Below are 21293 nucleotides of genomic sequence, written 5' to 3'. Positions count from 1 at the left end.
CCCCGGGGTGCCCGGGCCCGGAACACCGGGGGCACCAGGAACGCCGGGGACGCCCGGGACGCCGGGGACGCCCGGCTGGGTCGGCTCGGCGTTCGCCAGTCCGGTGCCGGCCGCCAGCGCCAGCGCCATGCCACCGGTGGCGGCAAGCCTGGCCAAAGACGTTGTGATCATGGAATTTCCCCTTCCACTCGTGTTCCGTCGACGACGGCACCGCACTAGGCTTGCCGTTTTCGCCCGGGCTAAACCACGGTTTGCCTGCCGGTGGCAGTGGGTATCGGACCCAGTGCTGTGATTACTCGAGTCCTCGCTGTGGCGGGTCTGGCGGGCGGAGCCGTGCTGGGCTGGGGAGCCGTGCTGGGCTGGACTTCCCCCGGCCCCGCGGTTGCCGCGGGTTGTCCAGACGTCGAGGTGGTTTTCGCCCGCGGTACGGGTGAGCCGCCCGGAGTCGGGTGGATGGGTCAGCAGTTCATCGACGCCCTGCGCTGGCGCACCTGGGGACGAGCCGTGGGTGTCTACCCGGTCGACTTCCCCGCGGTGCCCGAGTTCGGCCCGTCGACCGCCGGTGTCGCCGACGCCTCCCGCCATATCCGGGAGATGACAGCCGGGTGCCCGGCTACCCAACTCGTGCTCGGCGGATATTCGCGCGGCGCGGCTCTGATCGGGTATGTGACCGAACCCGCAGCGGGGGGGCTTGGCGAGGCATTGCCGCCCGACGCCGCAGGCCACGTCTCTGCCGTCGCGCTACTGGGCAAGCCGTCACCGGCGTTTCTCAATTCGCTCGGGGCGCCGGCTCTGGCGGTCGGACCGGCCTACGCCGCCAAGACGATCGACCTGTGTGCGCCCGGGGACCCGATCTGTTCGACGGGCGGCGACGGCAGCGCGCACGCGGCGTATGCGGCAAACGGGATGACCGCCCAGGCGGCAGACTTCGCGGTCAGCCGCCTCCTGCCGCCGACAGGACCGCCGGGGCAGCCGCTGTGACTCGCGAGGCGAGCAACCGGCGGCCCTACGGCTTGAGGGTGATCTTCACGGCGCCGTCGCGCTTTTCCTGAAATATCTTGTACGCGTGCGGGGCCGCCTCGAGCGGCAGTTCGTGGGTGGCGAAGGTGTCGACCCCAAGGGGGTCGTCGTCGGTCAGCCACCCCATCAGGGTGTCGACCCGCGGCTTGACGTTGGCCTGCCCCATCCGCAGCGTGATCTGCTTGTCGAACAGGGTGAACATCGGTAGCGGGTCGAGCTTGCCGCCGTAGACTCCGACCACCGAAATGGTGCCGCCGCGACGCACGATCTCGATCGCGGAGTGCAGCGCGGCCAGCCGGTCGATACCGGCCCTGCTGATCAACGGCGCGGCGACGGGATCCCGCAGAAGCGAGCTCAGCTGCTGCACTGCCTTGGCGCCCACCGAGCCGTGCGCCTCCATGCCCACGGCGTCGATCACCGCATCGGTCCCCTGCCCCGCGGTCCTGTCGCGGATCACCGCGGCGAGATCAGACACCTCGCGCATGTCGATGACGTCGATGCCACGGCGCGACAACCGGCCCAGCCGCTCGGGCACCCGGTCCACTCCGATCACCCGGGCCCCTTGGTGAGCGGCGATCCGGGCCGCCATGTCACCGATCGGTCCCAGTCCCAGCACCGTCACCGAACCACCTTCGGGGATCGCCGCGTACTCCACGGCCTGCATCGCGGTCGGCAACACATCCGAGAGGTAGACGAAGCGGGAGTCGGGCGGACCGTCAGGAACTTTGATGTGGGTATAGGAAGCCTGCGGCACCCGGAGGTACTGCGCCTGCGCGCCGGGCACCTGGCCGTAGAGCTTGGAATACCCGAACAGCGCCGCGCCGGTGTCCTGATCACGCACCCGGGTGGTGTCGCACTGGGTCGGCAGCCCACGGCGGCACATGCCGCAGTTGCCGCAGGCGATCTGGAACGGGATGACCACCCGGTCACCCGGATTGAGGTTGCTCACCTCTCGTCCTACCTCGACCACAATTCCGATCGGTTCGTGCCCGAGGATGTCGCCGGGGTCCATGAACGCACCGAGCACCTCGTAGAGGTGCAGGTCGGACCCGCAGATATTGGTGGTCGTCACCTCGATGACGGCATCGGTGGGCTGCTCGATCTTCGGATCCGGGACGGTGTCCACCTGGACTTTGCGCTTGCCCTGCCATGTGACTGCCCGCATAAGGTCGCCTCCATTGTGTCACCGCCCGGCTACCCCCGGCCTCCACGATGCAAACCCGTTGCCACGCGCTTTCGCCGTTCTGCACTGCGAGGTTTGGCGGTGGCGCACGCGGGTAAGCCGCAGGGAACATTCCAGCGTCACCTCCAGGGAGTCACCATGTTCGTGCACAACAAAGAGATGCAGTTCGAGGTCCGAGTGGATCGGCCGGACCCGCGATTCGCCCGGCTGTTGCAGGAGCAGTTCGGTGGCGAGAACGGCGAACTCGCGGCGGCGATCCAGTACTTCACCCAGGCGTTCATCCTGCGCCGCAAGAATCCCAAGATGTACGACCTGTTCATGGATATCGCCACCGAGGAGCTGAGCCATCTGGAGATGGTCGGGTCGCTGATCACCATGCTGCTCGACGGCCTCAACGACGATCTGAAGAATGCCAATGAGCGCTGCGACTGGATGCCGGCGGTGGCCAGTCACGACGGGCGAGAGCAGCTCCTGCACCACGTCGCCCTCAATCCGCTGCACTTCGTGGAGACCGGTGGGGGGCCGCACGTCAGTAACGCCGCGGGCACCCCGTTCACCGGCGCGTACATCAACGCCAACGGCGACCCGTCAGTGGACTTGCGCAGCAACATCGGCGCCGAGTCGCGGGCCAAGGTGGTCTACGAATACCTCAAGCAGTTCACCGATGACCCCGGGGTGCAGGACACCCTGACCTTTCTGATGACTCGTGAGGTCACCCATTTCCAGCAGTTCACCGCTGCGCTCAACGAGTTGCCGGTCAACTTCCCGCCTGGCCAGGCACCGGGCGACGAGCGCTTCCAGAATGTGGCGTTCAACCTCTCCGAAGGGGAGTCCAGCCGCGGCCCCTGGAATCAGGGCCAGGGCCCGTGGCCGCAGGGCATGGAGTGGGAGTACATCAAGACGCCGACTCGCGAGTGGCTCGACGGCTCCGTACGACGCAACCGCGGCCCGCAGGACAACCCTGAGGGCAGCCCCGCGGTCCATGCCGACAAGCCCTTTGCGCACGAACAACACAGCGCTACAACGTAGTACCAGATCTACCCATCGCCCCCAAGCGCCCGCCGGCGAGGGCCGGTTCAGGTCTTGGGGGCGTCGGGCGGGTTGTCGGCGGCCCGGCCGCTGAGCCGGTCGCGCAGGTGGTCGGCGGCGGCGGCGGCCAGGCCCAGCGTGTTCTGGGCCAGGCCCCCCGACGGGGCATTGGGGTGCGGCCGGGTCGGGGCAATCTTCTTCGCGGCCTGCAGTCTGTCGCCCAGCTTCTCGAGGTCCTCAGCACCGAGGGCCGCAGCGAATCGCGGCCACACCACGGTCTCCTCGTAGCTGATGTGTTCGCGGGCCGCGGCGATGAATTCTTCGAGCGCACGGTGAAAGTCGGGCTCGCCGGGGTGGCCGTGCTCCAGCTCTTGCAGCAGTTGCTTGCCGGCCTCCTCCTGCGCGATGGCGTGGTCGGCCAGATGGTCTCCGTCGTCGAGCGCAGCACGGACAGCAGGCCAGAACAACTGCTCCTCGACCGCCTCGTGCTGGGACTCGGCGATCACCAGGTTGGTGACCATGGTCCCCAACCCGCTCTGCTGCGCACCGTCGCCGCGCGGCGCGCCGTCGAGAACCTCCAGCATCCCCAATACGCTTTCGTGGTCTGCGCGCAGAAAGCTCAATGCGTCCATGGGTTTTCCCTCCCCGGGTCGGTGATGAGTCCGGCTCCGAACCCGCTCGGTCGCATACCCACCCGGAGGGGACCGAAACCGGCACGTTTTACCGGCTTCGCGCGGGGTACTGATCGAACATGACGTCCTTGTGGCTGGCCGACCGGATCACGACCTCACCGCACTCGGGTACTCCCGAAGACCTGCCCGGGCTCGCCGACGTGGTGGTGGCAGGCGCCGGTATCACCGGCCTGATGACCGCGGTGCTGCTGGCGCGGGCCGGACGCGACGTGCTGGTGCTGGAGGCCCGGACCGTCGGTTCCTGCGCGACCGGCAACACCACCGCCAAGATCAGCCTGCTGCAGGGCACGCAACTGTCGGCGATCTGGGCCAAACAGGGCAAACGCCTGGCCGGGGAGTACCTGGAGGGCAACCGCGCCGGACAGGACTGGCTGCTGGATTTCTGCGCGGCGGCAGGGGTCGCGGTCCAGCGCGAGGACGCCTACAGCTTCGCGCAGTCCGCGCGGGGGGTCGCGGCCGCGCGCGCGGAGTTCGAGGCCTGCCGCGCACTGGGCCTGCCGGTGACGTGGGAGCCGCACGCCGACGTACCGTTCAGCTACCACGGCGGCGTGCGACTGGGCGAGCAGGCACAGTTCGACCCGATGCCGTTCCTGGACGCTCTGCGTGCAGAACTGCTCACACATGGCGGGCAACTGCTGGAACACGCACGTGTTCAGCGTGTTTCGAGTAAAAACCACGGCCTTAACCTGGAGGTCAACGGCCCGCGCGGCCAGACAGAGGTGCATGCCAACCAGCTGATACTGGCCACCGGAATCCCGATCCTGGACCGCGGTGGTTACTTCGCCCGGGTCAAGCCCAAGCGGTCCTACTGCATGGCGTTCGAGGTGCCCGGCGAGATCACCCGGCCGATGATGATCTCCACCGATTCGCCGACCCGATCGCTGCGTTACGCCCCGGTCGACGGCTCGCGGCGCCTGCTGGTCGGTGGGGCCGGGCACACCGTCGGACGCGAGAAGTACCCGATCGATGCGCTCGCCGAGCTGGAGTCGTGGGCAGTCCGGCATTACCCGGGCGCGACCCGCACGCACCTGTGGTCGGCGCAGGACTACGCCCCCGTCGACGAGCTCCCCTATGTCGGGCCGATCCTGCCCGGAAACGACACCACTTACGTGGCGACGGGTTTCAACAAGTGGGGCATGACCAACGGGGCGGCCGCGGCACTGGCGTTGTCGGGCCGGCTGCTCGGCGAGCGACCCTCCTGGGACCGGGCGTTCGCCAGCTGGAGCCCGCGCGAGCTCCGCGGGCTGCCGGAAGCCGCGGCGGCCAATTTCGCGGTCGGCCTCAATCTGGCCAAGGGCTGGATCATGCCGACGACGCACATCGGCCAGCACGTCTTGGGTAAGGACGCCGGTGTGGTCAGCGGTCCCCCGTGGCACCTGCAGGCCCAGTGCCGGGTGGACGGCGTAGAGCACCGCCTCTCACCGGTCTGCCCGCATCTGGGCGGCATCGTCACCTGGAATGACGCCGACCTGGCCTGGGAGTGCCCGCTGCATGGCTCGCGTTTCGCCCCCGACGGCGCTCTGCTGGAAGGACCGGCCACCCGCGGCCTGACCGCCGGCAGCTGAGCCCTACTGCAGCTGGTCGCGCAACTTCGCCAGCGACTTTGCCAGCAGGCGAGACACATGCATCTGCGAGATACCGACCCGTTCCGCGATCTGCGTCTGGGTCATCGACTCGAAGAACCGCAGCACCAGCACGGTGCGTTCACGTTCCGGCAGGGCTTCCAGCAAGGGCCGCAAAGCCTCTCGATCTTCAATCCGGTTCATCCGGGCATCGACGTCACCGAGCGTGTCCGCGATCGAACGGACGTCGTCCTCATCCGAACTGCCGCCGCCGTCGATGGACAACGTGTTGTAGGAGCTTCCCGCAACCAGTCCTTCCACCACCTCGTCACGGCCCAGCTCCAACTCGGTCGCCAGTTCCGAGGCGGTGGGCGCCCTGCCCAGCCGCTGGGACAGTTCAGCGGTCGCCATGCCCAGCCGCAGATGCAGTTCCTTGAGCCGGCGGGGCACCTTGACCGACCAACTGTTGTCGCGGAAGTGGCGGCGGACCTCGCCCATGATGGTCGGAACAGCGAAAGAGACGAAGTCCGAACCGGTCTCGACGTCGAAGCGCGTCACGGCGTTGACCAGACCCACCCGCGCGACCTGAACCAAGTCGTCTCGCAACTCGCCGCGTCCCTCGAACCGGCGAGCGATGTGATCCGCCAGCGGCAGGCATCGTTCGACGATCTTGTCTTTGCGATTGCGGAAGTCCGGCGACCCGGGTTCGTACTGCGCCAGCTCCCGAAACATATCGCCGACATCGGCATACTCCGAGCCGGACTGTGAGCCGCTGTCGGCGGCACGCGGACTCACCGCTCGGAGTCCGCCCGGAGGGTTGTCAGCGTGACCCCGAATACCTCACCCGGGCTGTCGGACTCATGGCCGCCCCGAAACGTCTGCACGTCATCGACCAGGGAGGTCAGGACGTGCCAGCTGAAACTTCCCGGGGCCAGCACGCCGGCCCCGTCACCGGCTGCCGACGCCTGGATGGTGACCCGGTCGTCGTGCGGGTCGACGACCACCGTCAGCATGGCGCCGGGCGCCGCGCTGCGGATCAGCTGGGTACACAGTTCGTCGATCGCCAGCCGCAGGTCGGCGACGGTGTCGACGTCGAGATCCTCGAATGTGGCGATCGCCCCGACAAGCATGCGCACCACCGCCAGACTTTCCAGTCTGGGTGAGACCCGCAGCTCAACTGCCCGTTCACTGCACGACCGCTCGGTCGGGTCACTGTGGATGTCGGTCATGAGGCCTCCCGGCGGAATCGGACCGAGACTACTGCTGCGTGTCATTCGACTGCTCACCACCCTCGCCCGCAGGCCCTGTCGCATCCCGCCCTCTGCAGAAATCGTCAACATCGCACGCCGACTGCCCAAAGATCAGTCATGGAACGTCTGTACCCCCTGCCCGCGTAGTTCAATCCTGATCCCTGCCCCAGCCACGCAGCGGCCCGGCCGGGACGACACCCGGCCGGGCCGCCGTGACCCCCCGGGTCAGCGTCTGGAGGGCTGCCGAGGCGCCTCCGCGTGTGCCAGGTGCCACTGCCGGTTCACCCTGCCGATCCGGCGGTGTTCGATCAGCAGCCATATCGCGCCGAGGCTGGCCGCGAGCACTGCCAGGACCGCCACCTCCACCCCCTGGCGGTCATGACCGGTTCCGAATGCGGCGAGGCAGGCGATTGCGGCCACCATCCCCACCACCAGCAGGGAGTAACCGGGCCAGCCCAAGACGTCGATCATGGCGCGGCCCGCATGGGGCCGGGTCGTCCGGACATGGTCGACGGGATCATGGAATGTGTCGCCCATCGCGATCCTCCTCCTGCGCGCAGACCGTAAAAGTCGCCCCGGGAACTCCACTGATTTCCAGAGTGCGCCCCCGACCGCGACCTGCCAACAATCGTAGGCCGATACGGCCGACTCAGGCCCTGGCCCGCAGCAGGTTCACAGCGACACAACAGCGAGGTGTCGGGCGATGATCAGGGACGACGACCGCGGTCAACCCATGCCGATGATCGGCACGGTGCTCATCATCACCACGGCGACCATCAAGGTCAGCAAGAGCCAGCCCGCGCCCTGCCAGCCCCACCACGTTCCCCGCTCCCGCCAAACCCGGTAGGTACGCGCGAAGGCCCGCAGCGCGCCGGCGGCCAGGATCGCCGGAGCGCCGGCGGCGAGCACGATCCGATACGGCCGTGTGCACCCTGCCGACGCCGACGCCGGATCACAAGAACCCACCCACAGCACGGCCACGACGACGAACACCAACGCCGCGACGACGACCACCCCGGCGAATCGGATGGCCGCCCGAACCTCCTGGTCCTCCTGCCCCAGCCGATCACCGCGGCGAGCAGATTGCGATGGTTCCACGTCTCCCACCGTCCGCGCTGATGCCCGCTGCGTCAAGAAGATTCAACGCTGGGTTCAACGTTTGAGCGCGCGGCGGCCCGGGAAGCCCTGCCACTGTGGCGGACCCGGACACCGCGTAGGCCCGCCACATTACGAAGGGAGCATGTATGTCCGACGAGAAGAGCCGCGCCGCCAAGGACGGCATCCGAGGCGCCGTGGAGGGCGTCAAGGGCAAGGCCAAGGAAGTGATCGGAACCGTTACCGGCGACGACGAGACGGTCCGCGAGGGCCGGGCGCAGCAGGACAAGGGCGAGGCGCAGCGCGACGCCGCCAAGCACCAGGCCGAGGCGGAGTCGGCCCGGGCGGGCGCGAAGGCCGCCGAGGCGCGCCAACGGTCCCACCAGTAGCCCGAGGGAGGACAGGCCCGGTCTGCCAGGCGGGCCGGGTCTGTCGCTACTTCCGGCGGTTACGCCCCCGGCAAACCGGGTATTAGAAGCGGGTACTGAAAGCCTTGACGGCGAATGCATCCACGAGTCGGAGCCAACCATGGAGATCCTCTTACTGACCGACAGCGACGAGTTCGAGAAGTCGCTGTCGGGGTTGCGCGCTTTCGGGCATTCGCTGGTCCGCGCACCGTTGGCCATCGCCCGGCCGGCCGACTGCAACAGCGCCGAAGCGGTGGTGGTGGACGGCTCCTCGGACGTGTGCAGTGCCCGCGAGAGCTGTCGCAAGATCGCGGCCTGGGATCTCGGGCCTGCGGTCGTGGCCGTGGTGACCGCCGAGGACTTCGCCACCGTTGACCTCGACTGGCCGGTGGATGACGTACTGGTGTCGACCGCCGGGCCGCTTGAGGCCAACGCGCGTCTGCATCGGGCGCTGGCGCGCCGAACCGGATCGGCCCACAGCGCAGTGCGATTCGGGGCACTGGTCATCCACCCGGACAGCTTCACCGCGTCCCTGGCCAACCGGGAACTCGGCCTCACCCTCACCGAGTTCAAACTGCTCAGCTATCTGGTGCAGCATGCCGGCCAGGCGTTCACCCGCACCCGGCTGCTCCGCGAGGTGTGGGGCGGCGAGGGCAGCCGGCGCAAAGTCGACGTGCACATCCAGCGCTTGCGGGCCAAACTCGGGACCGAACCCGGCTCGATCGTCGATACCGTGCGCGGGGTGGGCTACATGACGCCCGAGCCGCGTCGGGCGCAATGGCCCATCGCCAATTGAGAACGAGAGGGTGCAACAGACGATGACCGACCGTCCCGATCTCGATGCCGGGGACCCTGACGGCTACGACACACTGCCGCCGGAGGAGGCCACCGACTCCGACGAACTCCGCAACGACGACGGTGATGCGACCGTCACCGCACCCGATCGGTGGCAGGGCGATTATTCGACGCTCCATGAGTCGTTGGACGACAAACTGGCTGCCGAGCAGCCCGATGAGATCCGCCCCCCGGCCGACGGAGCCGCAGAGGTCCCCGAGGAGGGCTCCGGCGGGGGCCGGCACCGCGCTCAGGTCTCCGGCACCCCCGAGGACGGCTAGTCGTTCTTCACCATCGAGGAGTGAGCGCGCGGCGCGACCCGTTGGCGCCTCAGAACACCGCGATCAAGACCGCCAGGTCGGCCAGCAGCAGCGCCCAACCGGAGACCCAGACCGCGATCCCGCGGCGACAGGTCGCCCAGAAGAACGCGAGGAACAGCGTGACGGCGGCCACCGCCGCGGCGCCGTGGTAGAGCAGACCGAACAACGCCCCGTGCACCTTGAGTTCCGGGCAGGCCGCCTTGGTGCACAACGCCATGCCGGAGACCCTGGCCAGCGCGAATGCCATCAGCAGCGCAGCAGCCGGTGCGGTCAGCAGCGACAGCGCCCAGTTGGCCCACGTCCAGTCGCGGCACGGCTTCTCCGGCGGCGATGCCCGGCCGCCGGGCACAACGTCGGTGAATATCGGCCGGACGGTCGCCGCCGTCGCATCCAGAATCTTCATGCCTGCCCCCCAGCTGACTGGGCTGCGGATACCCGGCCATCCCGGGCCCAAAACCGCAGCACCGGGCATCACCGCGCAGAACTTGGCACGATGGCCAGATGAGCCCGCACGCCCGAGAAGCCCCGGCCGGGCTGGCGCGTTTCTCGGCACTGACCCGAGACTGGTTCACCAATACCTTCACCGCGCCCACCCCGGCGCAGGAGCAGGCCTGGTCGGCGATCGCCGACGGCCACAACACCCTGGTGGTCGCCCCCACCGGATCCGGCAAAACCCTGGCAGCGTTCCTCTGGGCACTCGACCAACTGACCACCCGGCCCGGTGGGGGCACCCGAGTGCTCTACATCTCGCCGCTCAAGGCGCTGGCGGTCGACGTCGAGCGCAACCTGCGCACTCCGCTGGCCGGCATCGCCCGCATGGCCGCGCACCGCGACCTGCCCGTTCCCGGCATCACCGTCGGAGTGCGCTCCGGCGACACGCCCCCCGCGCGGCGCCGGGCGTTGATCGCCGATCCACCCGACATCTTGATCACCACCCCGGAGTCGCTGTTTCTGATGCTCACGTCCGCGGCGCGCGAGACGCTGAGCGGAGTGCGCACGGTGATCGTCGACGAGGTGCACGCGGTCGCCGGAACCAAGCGCGGCGCCCACCTGGCGCTGTCGTTGGAGCGCCTCGACGCACTGGCCGCCGCGAGCCGGGAGGGCCACCAGGCCCGGCCCGCCCAGCGGATCGGGTTGAGCGCCACCGTGCGGCCTCCCGAAGAGGTCGCCAGGTTCCTGTCCGGACAATCGCCCACCACGATCGTCGCTCCCCCGGCCGCCAAGACGTTCGAGCTGACGGTTCAGGTCCCGGTACCCGACATGGCCAACCCGGCGGAGGGCACCGTGTGGCCCGAGGTCGAGGAGCGCATCGTCGACCTGATCGAAGCGCACCGGTCCTCCATCGTGTTCGCGAACTCCCGCCGCCTGGCCGAGCGACTCACTGCACGCATCAACGAGATTGCCGCCCAGCGGTGCGCCGACGCCCCGACGGCCCCGCTGGCACGGGCACACCACGGCTCGGTATCGCTGCAGACCCGGGCCGATGTCGAGGAGGACCTCAAAAGCGGGCGGCTGCGCGCGGTGGTGGCGACCTCGAGCCTGGAGCTGGGCATCGACATGGGCGCTGTGGACCTGGTGATCCAGATCGAGGCGCCGCCGTCGGTCGCCAGCGGGCTGCAGCGCGTCGGTCGCGCCGGACATCAGGTGGGCGAGATCTCCTCGGGGGTACTGATTCCCAAGCACCGCACAGATCTGCTCGGCTGCGCGGTCGCGGTGCAGCGCATGCTTGCCGGTCAGATCGAGACCCTGTGCGTACCGGCCAATCCGCTCGACATCCTGGCTCAACACACCGTGGCCGCGGCAGCTCTGGAACCGCTGGACGCCGAAGTGTGGTTCGACACCGTACGCCGCAGCGCTCCGTTCGCCACGTTGACGCGCGAGGTCTTCGAGGCGACGCTGGATCTGCTTTCCGGCAAATACCCGTCGACCGAATTCGCCGAGCTGCGGCCCCGGCTGGTCTACGACCGGGACCACGGCACCCTCACCGGCCGGCCCGGCGCCCAACGGTTGGCCGTCACCTCCGGCGGCGCCATCCCCGACCGCGGTCTGTTCACGGTGTACCTGGCGGGTTCGGAAAAGCCTTCCAGGGTAGGCGAACTCGACGAGGAGATGGTCTATGAGTCGCGGCCCGGCGATGTCATCGCGCTGGGGGCCACCAGCTGGCGGATCACCGAGATCACCCATGACCGGGTGCTGGTCGCGCCGGCGCCCGGACAGCCCGGCCGGCTGCCGTTCTGGCACGGCGACGGTGTCGGACGGCCGGCCGAGCTGGGCGCCGCGCTGGGCGCCTTCACCGGCGAGTTGGCCGCCCTGGACAGCGCGGCATTCGATCGGCGCTGCGCGGATCTGGGATTCGATTCCTACGCGACGGACAATCTGCGGCGCCTGCTCGACGATCAGCGCACCGCGACCGGAACGGTGCCCACCGACACCACGCTGGTGGTGGAGCGGTTCCGCGACGAGCTCGGTGACTGGCGGGTGGTGCTGCACTCCCCGTACGGGCTGCGGGTACACGGGCCGCTGGCGCTGGCGGTGGGCCGCCGGCTGCGCGACCGCTACGGCATCGACGAGAAGCCGACCGCCTCCGACGACGGCATCGTGGTCCGGCTGCCCGACGCCGCCGACACCGAGGCCCCCGGAGCAGCGCTGTTCGTGTTCGACGCCGACGAGATCGAGCCGATCGTCACCGCCGAGGTGGGCGGTTCGGCACTGTTCGCCAGCCGGTTCCGCGAATGCGCGGCCCGGGCGTTGCTGTTGCCGCGCCGGCACCCGGGTCGCCGCACGCCGTTATGGCAGCAACGCCAGCGGGCCGCTCAGCTGCTCGACGTCGCACGCAAATACCCTGCTTTTCCGATCGTGCTCGAAACCGTGCGCGAGTGCCTCCAGGACGTCTACGACGTCCCCGCGCTGACCGCGCTGATGACCCGCATCGCCCAACGCCGGGTGCGGGTGTCCCAGGTGGAGACCGCGACCCCGTCGCCGTTCGCGGCGTCGCTGTTGTTCGGCTACGTCGGGGCATTCATCTACGAAGGCGACAGCCCGTTGGCCGAGCGCCGCGCGGCGGCACTGTCGCTGGACCCCACATTGCTGGCGCAACTGCTGGGCCGGGTCGAGCTGCGCGAACTGCTCGACACCGCGGTGGTCGCAGGCGTCACCGCGCAGCTGCAGCACCTGACGCCGGAGAAGGCGGCCCGTGATGCCGAGGGGGTCGCCGACCTGCTGCGGCTGCTCGGTCCGCTCACCGCCGAAGAGATCAGCGCCCGGGCCGCCGGCGCCGAGATCGGTGGTTGGCTGGAGCATCTGCACAGTGCCCGGCGGGTGCTGACGGTGGCGTTCGCCGGCCACCGATGGTGGGTGGCGATCGAGGACATCGGCCGGCTGCGGGACGGCCTGGGAGTCGCGGTGCCGCCAGGGGTTCCGGCCGGCTTCACCGAGCCGGTCGCCGACCCGCTGGGCGAGCTGCTGGGCCGCTTCGCCCGCACCCGGGGGCCGTTCACCACCGGCCAAGCCGCGCACCGTTTCGGCCTGGGGGTTCGCGTGGCGGCCGATGCGCTGGGGCGCCTGGCCGCCGACGGCCGGGTGGTGCGCGGGGAATTCGCCGACTTTCCCGACTCCCCGGGCGACCAGTGGTGCGACGCCGAGGTGTTGCGGATTCTGCGCCGCCGATCACTGGCCGCGCTGCGCTCGGCCATCGAGCCGGTCTCACCGGGCGCTTACGGCCGCTTCCTTCCGGCCTGGCAGCAGCTCGGCGGGCCGGATGCCGTGGCCGGCGGTGTCGACGGGCTGGCCGGGGTGATCGAGCAACTGAGCGGCGTCCCGCTGCCCGCGTCGGCGGTCGAGCCGTTGATCTTCGGGCAGCGGGTGCGCGACTATGCGCCGGCCATGCTCGATGAGCTGCTGGCATCCGGGGAGGTGCTCTGGTCGGGGGCGGGTGCTCCCGCCGGCAGTAGCCCGGCAGCCGACGGCTGGATCTGTTTTCACACCGCCGAGTCCGCGCCGCTGACCCTGGCGCCTGGCGCACCGCTCGATTTCCGCGACAGCCACCGCACGATTCTGGATGCGCTGCGCGGCGGGGGCGCGTTCTTCTTCCGCCAGCTGTGCGGCGACGCGAGTGAGGCCGATCTCAAAGTCGCTTTGTGGGAACTGATCTGGGCGGGATGGGTTACCGGCGACACCTTCGCGCCGGTGCGGGCGGTGTTAGCCGGCACCCGGCGCGCCTCGCCGGCGCATCGCAGCGCACGCCCACCCCGGCGCAGCCGTTACAGCGTCATGCACGCCGCTGCCCGCGCGCCGGACCCGGCGGTTGCCGGACGGTGGTCGGCCCTGCCGGCCCCCGAAGTGGATTCGACGCTGCGCGCGCACCACACCGCCGAACTGCTGCTGCACCGGTATGGAGTGCTCACGCGCGGGGCGGTCGCCGCCGAAGCCGTGCCGGGCGGCTTCGCGACCCTTTATAAAGTCCTGACCGCATTCGAGGATGCCGGGCAATGCCAGCGCGGCTACTTCATCGAGTCACTGGGGGCGGCACAGTTCGCCCTGGCCTCCACCGTGGACCGGTTGCGGGGTTACCTCGACGGCCTCGATCCGGCCCGGCCCGACTATCACGCGGTGGCGATGGCTGCCGCCGACCCGGCCAACCCCTACGGTGCGGCGCTGAGCTGGCCGGCGCATCCCGGGACAGCCCGGCCGGGCCGTAAGGCGGGCGCGCTGGTGGTGTTGGTGGACGGCGAGTTGGCGTGGTTCGTCGAGCGCGGCGGCCGGTCGCTGCTGAACTTCGCCGAGGACGCCGCGGCGCAGCGCGCCGCCGCGGGGGCGCTGGCCCGGCTGATCGCCGACCGACGGGTCGCCGGGATCCTCGTCGAGCGCCTCGACGGTGTTCCGGTACTCGAGGTTCGCGATTCGCCGACGCTGGATGCCTTGACCGAAGCGGGGTTCTCCCGGACGCCGCGGGGATTACGGATGCGCTGATGCCTGAGGGGGACACGGTGTTTCGCGCCGCAACGATGCTCGCCACGGCGTTGGCGGGCAAGACCTTGACCCGTTGCGATATCCGGGTGCCCCGCTACGCCGAGGTCGATCTAAGCGGTCAGCGGGTCGATGAGGTGATCAGCCGCGGCAAGCACCTCTTCATTCGCGTCGGCTCGTCCAGCATCCATTCCCACCTGAAGATGGACGGCTGGTGGCGGATCGGGCACCACCCCGTCGACCATCGGGCACGCATCATCCTGGAGGCCGGCTCCACCCGAGCCACCGGCATCGATCTGGGAATCCTGGAGGTGTTGGACCGCCGGCATGACGGCGCGGCCGTCGCCCACCTGGGACCGGACCTGCTCGGAGACGACTGGGATCCGGCAACGGCCACCGCTCGCCTGATGTCGGATCCGCAGCGACCGCTGGCGTCGGCGCTGCTGGATCAGACGGTGATGGCCGGAGTGGGCAACGTCTTCTGCAACGAGCTGTGCTTCGTCGTCGGCCGTCTGCCGACCGCCCCGGTCGGCGACATCGGCGATCCGGGCCGGCTCGTGGCGCTGGCCCGTCAGATGTTGTGGGCAAACCGCCTGCGCTCGACACGCTGCACCACCGGCGACACCCGGCGGGGACGCCACCTGTGGGTCTACGGCCGCCACGGCTCACCCTGCCGACGATGCGGGACCCCCGTGGAGTCCGACCGCAATGGCGAGCGGATCCGGTTCTGGTGCCCTGCGTGTCAGCGTTGAGTATGCGGCGTTGAATCGGTTGGTCAGCGTTGGATGGGCGGCGCCCCCGGGGTCACGGCCAGCCGCCGCAACCCACGCCGGGCAGGCAGCCGCCGCCGCCGCCGGGCCCGCCCCAGCCGGTCGGGCCGCCAGGGATCTGGCCGCCGCCCCCACCGGGCCCGCCACCACCGGTCGGGCCGCCCGGAATCTGGCCGCTGCCCCCACCGGGTCCACCACCGCCCGTCGGGCCACCGGGAATCTGGCCGCCGCCCCCACCGGGTCCACCACCACCGGTCGGGCCACCCGGAATCTGGCCGCCACCGCCGGGCTCACCGGGGTATTCGGATCCCGGGCCGCCGGGCATCGGCTCGGTTGTCATCTCAGTCATGGTGGTCGTCATCGTGGTCGTGGTCGTGGTGCTGGACGGCCCCTCTTCCTTGGCGCCGTTGCAACCCGCAGCCGCCAGCGCGATCGCGCTGCCGAGCACCGCGACCGTCATCTTGCTGTATGCCATCGGAATCAGACTCCCCTCTGCTCTGGTCGTGCCTTCCTGTACCCGGGACGGCCCGGGCGCAAACCCGGGTCAGTCGGCGGCGAGGTCACGTGCGCTGACGAAGGTCCGTCGCCGCCCCGTGAACGGGTCGTCGAACTCCAGCCGCTGGGCCAGCAGTTGCAGCGGTTGCGAGAAGTCGGCAGCAGCGACCTCGCGGATCTGCGGATACAACGGATCACCGGTGATCGGCAGTCCGAGCGCGGCCATATGCACCCGCAACTGGTGGGTGCGCCCGGTGCGCGGGGTGAGCCGGTAGCGGCCGTCGCCCAGTGACTCCACCAGCGTTTCGGCGTTCGGTTCACCGGCTTCTTCGCGGGCTTGGAGCTGACCGCGGCGCTTGACGATCCGGCTGCGCACCAGCCGCGGAAACGGCCCCATCGGCTCGGCGCCGGATCGCGCCAGGTATTGCTTGCGCACCGCCCCGCGGGCGAACAGGGTCTGATACGGGCCGCGCAGCTCGGCGCGTGTGGTGAACAGCAGCACCCCGGCGGTCAGACGGTCCAGCCGGTGGGCTGGACTGAGCTCGGGTGAGTCCAGCTCGCGGCGCAACCGGACCAGGGCGGTCTGTGCCACATGGCTGCCGCGGGGCATGGTGGCCAGAAAGTGCGGCTTGTCGACGACCACCAGGTCTGCGTCGCGGTAGAGCACCGGGATGTCGAAAGGTACCGGGATCTCCTCGGGCAGGTCCCGGTACATGAAGATGTGAGACCCGGCGGGCAGCACAGTCGTGGCGTCCACCGGTGAGCCGTCCGCGGTCACCACTTCCCCGGCGGCGACCTTCGCCGCCGTTGCCGGGCCGAACCGGGCGCGTAGTTCGGCCTCCACCGGCCCGCCGTGCAGACGCAACCGGGCCGGCCCCAACCCGTCGCGCACCGGGAGCGGGACACGACGTCGGCGACTCATCACCGGCAGCCTATCCCCGGCCCAGCCGGCGGCCCCCGGCGTACGCGGCCGCCACGGCGGGACGGAGCCGCGCACCACATCGGCCACGACCGTCGGGGGGCGTGGCCGATGGAGCTTAACGCGGCCGGCTTTCAGCCGAGGCCGAGCATGTCGAACAGGCCCAGATCACCCAGGAAGTCGGTCAGCGTGGTGAGGTTGGTCACCGGATCGGCGCCGGTGCCCAGCAAGGCGGTCAGCAGAGACCCCAGCGTCTGATCGCCCAGTTCGCCGATGCCGTCGGGGTCGGCGAGCGTGCCGCCGACAACCAAGCTGCTCACGAAGGAATCCCAGCCGGCCGCGAGCTGATCGGGGCTGATGCCCAACAGGCCGCCGATGGTGGCATCCTCCATGCCGTTCTGGTCCAGCAGGTCGTTGAGCGAGGTCGTCGCGTCAATGCCCAGCAGGGCTTCGAGCAACTCCGCCACCGTCGTCTCCGGCGAGAGGTCGGTGAACGGGATGTTCAGCAGGCCTGCGAACTCGCCCAGTCCCAGGTAGCCCAGCAGCGTGCCGAGTTCGGTGGCAGCGCCGTCCCCCCCGATGAAGCCGCCGATCAACCCGGTGATCGGAACCGACCCCAGCGGGTACCCGCCGAAGTCGACGTCGTCGAGCAGCGCGGTGATGTCAGTGGACAGGAACCCCAAGGTGGCGGTGTCCAGGGACATGTCGTCGGGGTTGAGCGCGGCGAGCAGCACCGCGAGGGTCGTCGTCGTGTCGATGTCATCGCCGAAGATCCCCAGAACCTGACCGATGTTGCCAAATTCGATGGCGTCGAGCAGGCTCTGCAGGCTCTCGGTGAACGTCGGGTACTCGGCGGTCAGCATGACCTCGTGTTGTGCCGATGCCGAAATTCCCGCAGAGATCGCCGGAGCGACAGCGGTGCCGCCGAGAAGCGCCGCGCCGGCAAAGGCGGTACCCGCCATCAACGCGCCGGCTTTCACCACAAAGCCGCGCGGCCCCGCCGGCGCGGCAAGAGTGGAATATGTAGACATGAATAGGTCCCCCTTCTGAGATCGACAAATGCAACGATGCGTTTCTCACATCGGCATTAACTTAATATGGCCTCAGCCTGTTGTCAACGTCGACACGGACGCAGGATTGGTCAGCACTTTGGCTAACACACAGCGAACTCCCAGTTCAGGATCTTGCATCTCCGCATCAGGCCCGCCAGAGCGCTGCCAGGAGCTCCGGCGAACGTTCAAGTGGCGCAAAATTACATTCAGGTTTTTCAAATACGCTGCCATAGGCCGGATGCAATCCGTCGACACCGGTGACCGGATCCACGTTAACATCCATTGTTTTCGGCCAATAGGTACGTAACGGAACCCGAAAAATACCCGGACGCTTTTGCTCCGGAGCAAAATGCATAGCAAGGCCCCGCGGGTTTATCGCAGAATGGCCGGGCGCACCTGGCGCGCTACCAGTTCACGACGGCGCTGCCGGATCCTTCCGGCGGGGACCGCTAGGCCGCCAGCAGGCCCAGGGCTACCAGGAAGTCGGTGACCGCGGTGTCGCCGGCGATCGCCAGCGCACTGTCCTCCGGCAGGAAGCTGGCCAGGAAGGTGCCCAGGCTCTGCTCGCCCCAGGTCTCGCCGGACGGGTCGAGCAGCGTGCCCCCGAACGGGAGCTCGGCCAGGAACTGATCCCAGGTCTGGGCGGGGTTGAGGCCGAAGAGCAGCGCCAGGGACGCGTTGTCCATGGTGGTGCTGTTGGTGGCGCTGACGGGCAGGATGTGCAGGTACTCCCCCAGGGTGTAGCCGCTTCCCGTCAGGACCGTGGTGGTCCCCGGGCCGAAAAGGGCCGCGACATGCCTGGTGACATCGGTGGTGGGCACGGTGACGAACGCGGTCAGCCAGTCCACCAGCGAGCTGTTGACGGTCAGGTCCGGGCTGCTGCACAGGATTCCGCCGATCCCGCAGTTCACATAGTTCAGGTTTTCCAGGCCGAACGCGTTGATCCAGCCCGTGTACTGGCCGAGCAACGGCCCCAAGCCGACCGCGGCGGCCAGGTCGGTCAGCGAGTGCTCGCCGGCACCCTCGCCGAGCACGACGTCGATCAGCTCGCCGAGCTCCAGGTTGCCGATCGGCACACCGTCCACCACGAACAGACTGCCGGTGCCCAGCAACGACGGGATGGCGGGGTTGGCACTGTAGAGCGGCTGGGTCAGCGATATGTCGAAGATGTCGGCAAGCGCGGCCAAGGTGGTGCCGTCGGGGTTGAAAGCAGCCAGTACGTCGGCCACATCCGTACTCACGCTCAGCGGGGTGTTCGTCCCGGGCGCATCGCCGAACGCGGCGAGCACCTGATCGAGATCACCGAGGGACATCGCGTCCAGCAGCGACTGCAGGCTCTCGGTGAACGTCGGGTAAGCCGTCAGCGCCAAGCGTTGCTGCGCCGCCGAAGCGGCCCCGGGGAGGATCGGCGATCGGCCCCCGGCGAGACCGAACAGCCCGGCCGCCGCCACCGCCGTCGCGGCCATCGCCGCGCCAACTCGCACCGAGAGCTCCCGAGAGCTACACACCGCCGCCCCACCCCACATGAGCTGCCCCTTCCCCGCGCCCGGACCCCCCGTGTGATCCAGCTCATGTGGGGAAGGTAGCCCTGTCGAGAAGGTGTGTCAAACACAAGTGAATGCTGATAACGGTCTAAATGGATGGATTTAGCGCGGCCCGAATACCTTGAGTAATGGCACCAGGTTCAGGTAAGCGGAATCGGCTCCAGAATTTCGGCCCGGGCTTCGGGGGCGCTGGCCCGCAGCGCATCCGCCGAGGCGTCGTCGGGCTGCTCCTGGGACAGGATCTCGGCCTCCACCCGGGCGGCGTAGTTGGCCACCTCCCGCTCCACGTCGGCATCGTCCCAGCCGAGCACCCCGGCCATCACCTGCGCGACCTCCTGGGCGCAGTTCACCCCGCGGTGGGCGTACTCGATGGAGATCCGGGTCCGCCGGGCCAGCACGTCTTCCAGATGCAGGGCCCCCTCGGCCAGAGCCGCGTAGGCAACCTCCACTTTGAGGTAGGTGGGTGCCTCGGCGATCGGGTCCAGCAGCTCCGGCTGCTCGTCGGCAACCGCCAGGACCTCGTGGATCAGCGCGCCGTAGCGGTCGAGCAGGTGCCGGACCCGGTAGGGGTGCAGGCCCTGTTTGGCACCGACGTGCTCGGCCTGGTTGACCAACGCGAAATAGCCGTCGGCGCCCAGCAGCGGCACCTTCTCGGTGATCGACGGCGCCACCCGGGTGGGGACGAACTCGGCGGCGGCGTCGATCGCGTCGGCGGCCATCACCCGGTAGGTGGTGTACTTGCCGCCCGCAATGGCCACCAGGCCCGGTGCCGGAACGGCCACCGCGTGCTCGCGGGACAACTTCGAGGTGTCGTCGCTCTCCCCGGCCAACAGCGGCCGCAGGCCCGCGTACACGCCCTCGATGTCGGCGTGGGTGAGCGGGGTGGCCAGCGCGGTGTTGACGTGGGTCAGCAGATAGTCGATGTCGGCCTTGGTGGCCGCGGGGTGGGCCAGATCCAGATTCCAGTCGGTGTCGGTGGTGCCGATGATCCAGTGGGTGCCCCAGGGGATCACGAACAGCACCGACTTCTCGGTCCGCAGGATGATCGCCGCTTCCGAGACGATCCGGTCCCGCGGCACCACGATGTGCACGCCCTTGGAGGCCCGGACGTGGAAACGGCCACGCTGGCGCGACAGCGCCTGGATCTCATCGGTCCACACCCCGGTGGCGTTGACCACGACGTGCCCGTGGACCTCGGTGAGGGCGCCGTCCTCGGAATCGCGGACCCGCACCCCGGTCACCCGGTCGCCTTCGCGCAGCAGCGCCACGACTTGGCTGGAGGTGCGGATGACCGCCCCGTAGTGCGCCGCGGTGCGCGCGACGGTCAGGGTGTGGCGGGCGTCGTCGACCACGGTGTCGTAGTAGCGGATGCCGCCGATCAACGCACTGCGCTTCAGCCCCGGACACAGCCGCAAAGCGCCCGCACGAGTCAGATGACGTTGGGCGGGAACTGACTTCGCCCCGCCCAACTGGTCGTAGAGGAAGATCCCGCTGGCCACGTACGGCCGCTCCCACCACCGCCGGGTCAGCGGATACAGAAACGGCAGCGGCTTGACCAGGTGCGGCGCCAGGGTGGTCAGCGACAGCTCGCGCTCGTGCAGTGCCTCGCGCACCAAGCCGAACTCCAGCTGCTCGAGGTAGCGCAGACCGCCGTGGAACATCTTCGAGCTTCGGCTCGAGGTCCCGGCGGCGAAGTCCCGCGCCTCGACCAGCGCCACCTTCAGGCCGCGGGTGGCGGCGTCGAGCGCGCAACCGGTGCCCACCACACCGCCGCCGATCACCACTACGTCGAACTGCTCAGCGCCCAGTCGTTCCCAGGCTCGTGCTCGTTGGTCCGGTCCCAGCGTGCTCACGTATGTCAGGCTACGTGGCCGCCGGCGCGGACGAGCCGTGACGCGCGCTTGAGCACCACCGCTCAGTCGAGGTCGTCATGGGTCATCAGCCGCCGGGCCGCTTCGGTGAGCGACCCCGACAGCGAGGGATACACCGCCAGCGTCTGCGCCAGATCGGCCACGGTGATCCGGTTCTGCACCGCCAGCGCGATCGGCAGGATCAGCTCCGAGGCGATCGGGGCGACCACCACGCCGCCGATCACCGTGCCGGTGGCCGGCCGGCAGAACAGCTTGAGGAATCCGTCTGTCTCTTATACACATCTG

At 69.2% G+C, this 21293-nt stretch carries 21 protein-coding genes and 1 pseudogene; 8 read left to right on the top strand and 14 right to left on the bottom strand.

Annotation, left to right across the window (positions count from 1 at the left end):
• Window positions 1–309: 309 nt before the first annotated feature.
• Window positions 310–981 (top strand): cutinase family protein, encoded by a 672-nt coding sequence (locus LI92_RS07570; protein ID WP_502691410.1) that lies wholly within the window; start codon window positions 310–312, stop codon window positions 979–981.
• A 25-nt stretch (window positions 982–1006) separates the two neighbouring features.
• Here LI92_RS07570 and LI92_RS07565 read toward each other — a convergent pair whose 3' ends face one another.
• Window positions 1007–2185 carry an alcohol dehydrogenase catalytic domain-containing protein gene (locus tag LI92_RS07565; RefSeq protein WP_046317669.1) on the bottom strand — a complete coding sequence of 393 codons (1179 nt, stop codon included), beginning with the start codon at window positions 2183–2185 and terminating at the stop codon, window positions 1007–1009.
• Between the two features lie 156 nt (window positions 2186–2341).
• Here LI92_RS07565 and LI92_RS07560 point away from each other — a divergent pair, with 156 nt between their 5' ends.
• The gene (locus LI92_RS07560) at window positions 2342–3232 is read left to right on the top strand and encodes a manganese catalase family protein (RefSeq protein ID WP_046317667.1); all 891 of its coding nucleotides are present in this window, start codon (window positions 2342–2344) and stop codon (window positions 3230–3232) included.
• Window positions 3233–3279: 47 nt separating this feature from the next.
• On the opposite strand, the gene LI92_RS07555 is transcribed toward LI92_RS07560, so the two are convergent.
• Window positions 3280–3864: a hemerythrin domain-containing protein gene (locus LI92_RS07555; protein WP_046317666.1), complete on the bottom strand. Its 585-nt coding sequence runs from the start codon at window positions 3862–3864 to the stop codon at window positions 3280–3282.
• A gap of 119 nt (window positions 3865–3983) precedes the next feature.
• Between LI92_RS07555 and LI92_RS07550 the strand changes: the two genes are divergently transcribed.
• On the top strand, window positions 3984–5489 hold the full coding sequence (locus LI92_RS07550; protein WP_046317664.1) for an FAD-dependent oxidoreductase: 1506 nt from the start codon (window positions 3984–3986) through the stop codon (window positions 5487–5489).
• 3 nt (window positions 5490–5492) lie between these two features.
• Here LI92_RS07550 and LI92_RS07545 read toward each other — a convergent pair whose 3' ends face one another.
• The 4 genes from LI92_RS07545 to LI92_RS07530 form a co-directional block, all read right to left on the bottom strand.
• A complete protein-coding gene (locus LI92_RS07545; RefSeq protein ID WP_046317662.1) occupies window positions 5493–6281 on the bottom strand; it encodes an RNA polymerase sigma factor SigF in 789 nt (262 codons plus the stop codon).
• Window positions 6278–6715, bottom strand: coding sequence for an ATP-binding protein (locus tag LI92_RS07540; protein ID WP_046317660.1), 438 nt, complete (start codon window positions 6713–6715; stop codon window positions 6278–6280). Before LI92_RS07540 ends, LI92_RS07545 begins: the two co-directional genes overlap by 4 nt.
• A 246-nt stretch (window positions 6716–6961) precedes the next feature.
• The gene (gene usfY / locus LI92_RS07535) at window positions 6962–7273 is read right to left on the bottom strand and encodes a protein UsfY (RefSeq protein WP_046317657.1); all 312 of its coding nucleotides are present in this window, start codon (window positions 7271–7273) and stop codon (window positions 6962–6964) included.
• A gap of 189 nt (window positions 7274–7462) precedes the next feature.
• Window positions 7463–7834, bottom strand: a complete 372-nt coding sequence (locus LI92_RS07530; protein ID WP_046317655.1) for a hypothetical protein — start codon at window positions 7832–7834, stop codon at window positions 7463–7465.
• A 146-nt stretch (window positions 7835–7980) separates the two neighbouring features.
• On the opposite strand from LI92_RS07530, the gene mbp1 reads away from it, so the two are divergent.
• From mbp1 to LI92_RS07515, 3 genes are all read left to right on the top strand, one after another.
• Window positions 7981–8220, top strand: coding sequence for a microaggregate-binding protein 1 (gene mbp1 / locus LI92_RS07525; RefSeq protein WP_046317653.1), 240 nt, complete (start codon window positions 7981–7983; stop codon window positions 8218–8220).
• 139 nt (window positions 8221–8359) lie between these two features.
• Window positions 8360–9034 (top strand): winged helix-turn-helix transcriptional regulator, encoded by a 675-nt coding sequence (locus LI92_RS07520; RefSeq protein WP_046317651.1) that lies wholly within the window; start codon window positions 8360–8362, stop codon window positions 9032–9034.
• A 22-nt stretch (window positions 9035–9056) separates the two neighbouring features.
• Window positions 9057–9353, top strand: coding sequence for a hypothetical protein (locus tag LI92_RS07515; RefSeq protein WP_046317649.1), 297 nt, complete (start codon window positions 9057–9059; stop codon window positions 9351–9353).
• A 49-nt stretch (window positions 9354–9402) separates the two neighbouring features.
• On the opposite strand, the gene LI92_RS07510 is transcribed toward LI92_RS07515, so the two are convergent.
• On the bottom strand, window positions 9403–9795 hold the full coding sequence (locus LI92_RS07510) for a hypothetical protein (RefSeq protein ID WP_052740728.1): 393 nt from the start codon (window positions 9793–9795) through the stop codon (window positions 9403–9405).
• A 98-nt stretch (window positions 9796–9893) separates the two neighbouring features.
• On the opposite strand from LI92_RS07510, the gene LI92_RS07505 reads away from it, so the two are divergent.
• Window positions 9894–14360 (top strand): DEAD/DEAH box helicase, encoded by a 4467-nt coding sequence (locus LI92_RS07505; RefSeq protein ID WP_046317646.1) that lies wholly within the window; start codon window positions 9894–9896, stop codon window positions 14358–14360.
• A complete protein-coding gene (nei2, locus tag LI92_RS07500; protein ID WP_046317644.1) occupies window positions 14360–15109 on the top strand; it encodes an endonuclease VIII Nei2 in 750 nt (249 codons plus the stop codon). The genes LI92_RS07505 and nei2 overlap by 1 nt, the downstream gene beginning before the upstream one ends.
• Before the next feature lie 52 nt (window positions 15110–15161).
• Here nei2 and LI92_RS23695 read toward each other — a convergent pair whose 3' ends face one another.
• The 7 genes and pseudogenes from LI92_RS23695 to LI92_RS07470 all read right to left on the bottom strand — a co-directional run.
• Window positions 15162–15602 (bottom strand): hypothetical protein, encoded by a 441-nt coding sequence (locus LI92_RS23695; protein WP_286134924.1) that lies wholly within the window; start codon window positions 15600–15602, stop codon window positions 15162–15164.
• A gap of 69 nt (window positions 15603–15671) precedes the next feature.
• Window positions 15672–16544: a pseudouridine synthase gene (locus LI92_RS07490; RefSeq protein WP_082109611.1), complete on the bottom strand. Its 873-nt coding sequence runs from the start codon at window positions 16542–16544 to the stop codon at window positions 15672–15674.
• A gap of 131 nt (window positions 16545–16675) precedes the next feature.
• Entirely contained in the window at window positions 16676–17572 is an 897-nt protein-coding gene (locus tag LI92_RS07485; protein ID WP_152665373.1) for a hypothetical protein, read from the bottom strand.
• Window positions 17573–17738: 166 nt separating this feature from the next.
• Complete coding sequence (locus tag LI92_RS22970; RefSeq protein ID WP_152665372.1) at window positions 17739–17948, bottom strand: hypothetical protein; 210 nt, start codon at window positions 17946–17948, stop codon at window positions 17739–17741.
• Between the two features lie 94 nt (window positions 17949–18042).
• The gene (locus tag LI92_RS07480) at window positions 18043–19077 is read right to left on the bottom strand and encodes a hypothetical protein (RefSeq protein ID WP_286134923.1); all 1035 of its coding nucleotides are present in this window, start codon (window positions 19075–19077) and stop codon (window positions 18043–18045) included.
• Window positions 19078–19277: 200 nt separating this feature from the next.
• Window positions 19278–20990, bottom strand: coding sequence for a glycerol-3-phosphate dehydrogenase/oxidase (locus LI92_RS07475; protein ID WP_046317638.1), 1713 nt, complete (start codon window positions 20988–20990; stop codon window positions 19278–19280).
• A 62-nt stretch (window positions 20991–21052) separates the two neighbouring features.
• A pseudogene (locus LI92_RS07470) lies at window positions 21053–21271 on the bottom strand (oxidoreductase dimerization domain-containing protein); the annotation flags it as partial.
• Window positions 21272–21293: the final 22 nt, after the last annotated feature.

Source organism: Mycobacterium sp. UM_Kg1 (assembly GCF_000972925.1).
Lineage (GTDB): Bacteria > Actinomycetota > Actinomycetes > Mycobacteriales > Mycobacteriaceae > Mycobacterium > Mycobacterium hiberniae.
Note: the sequence above shows the minus strand (reverse complement) of the source record. Positions and strands in the feature narration are given on the sequence as shown.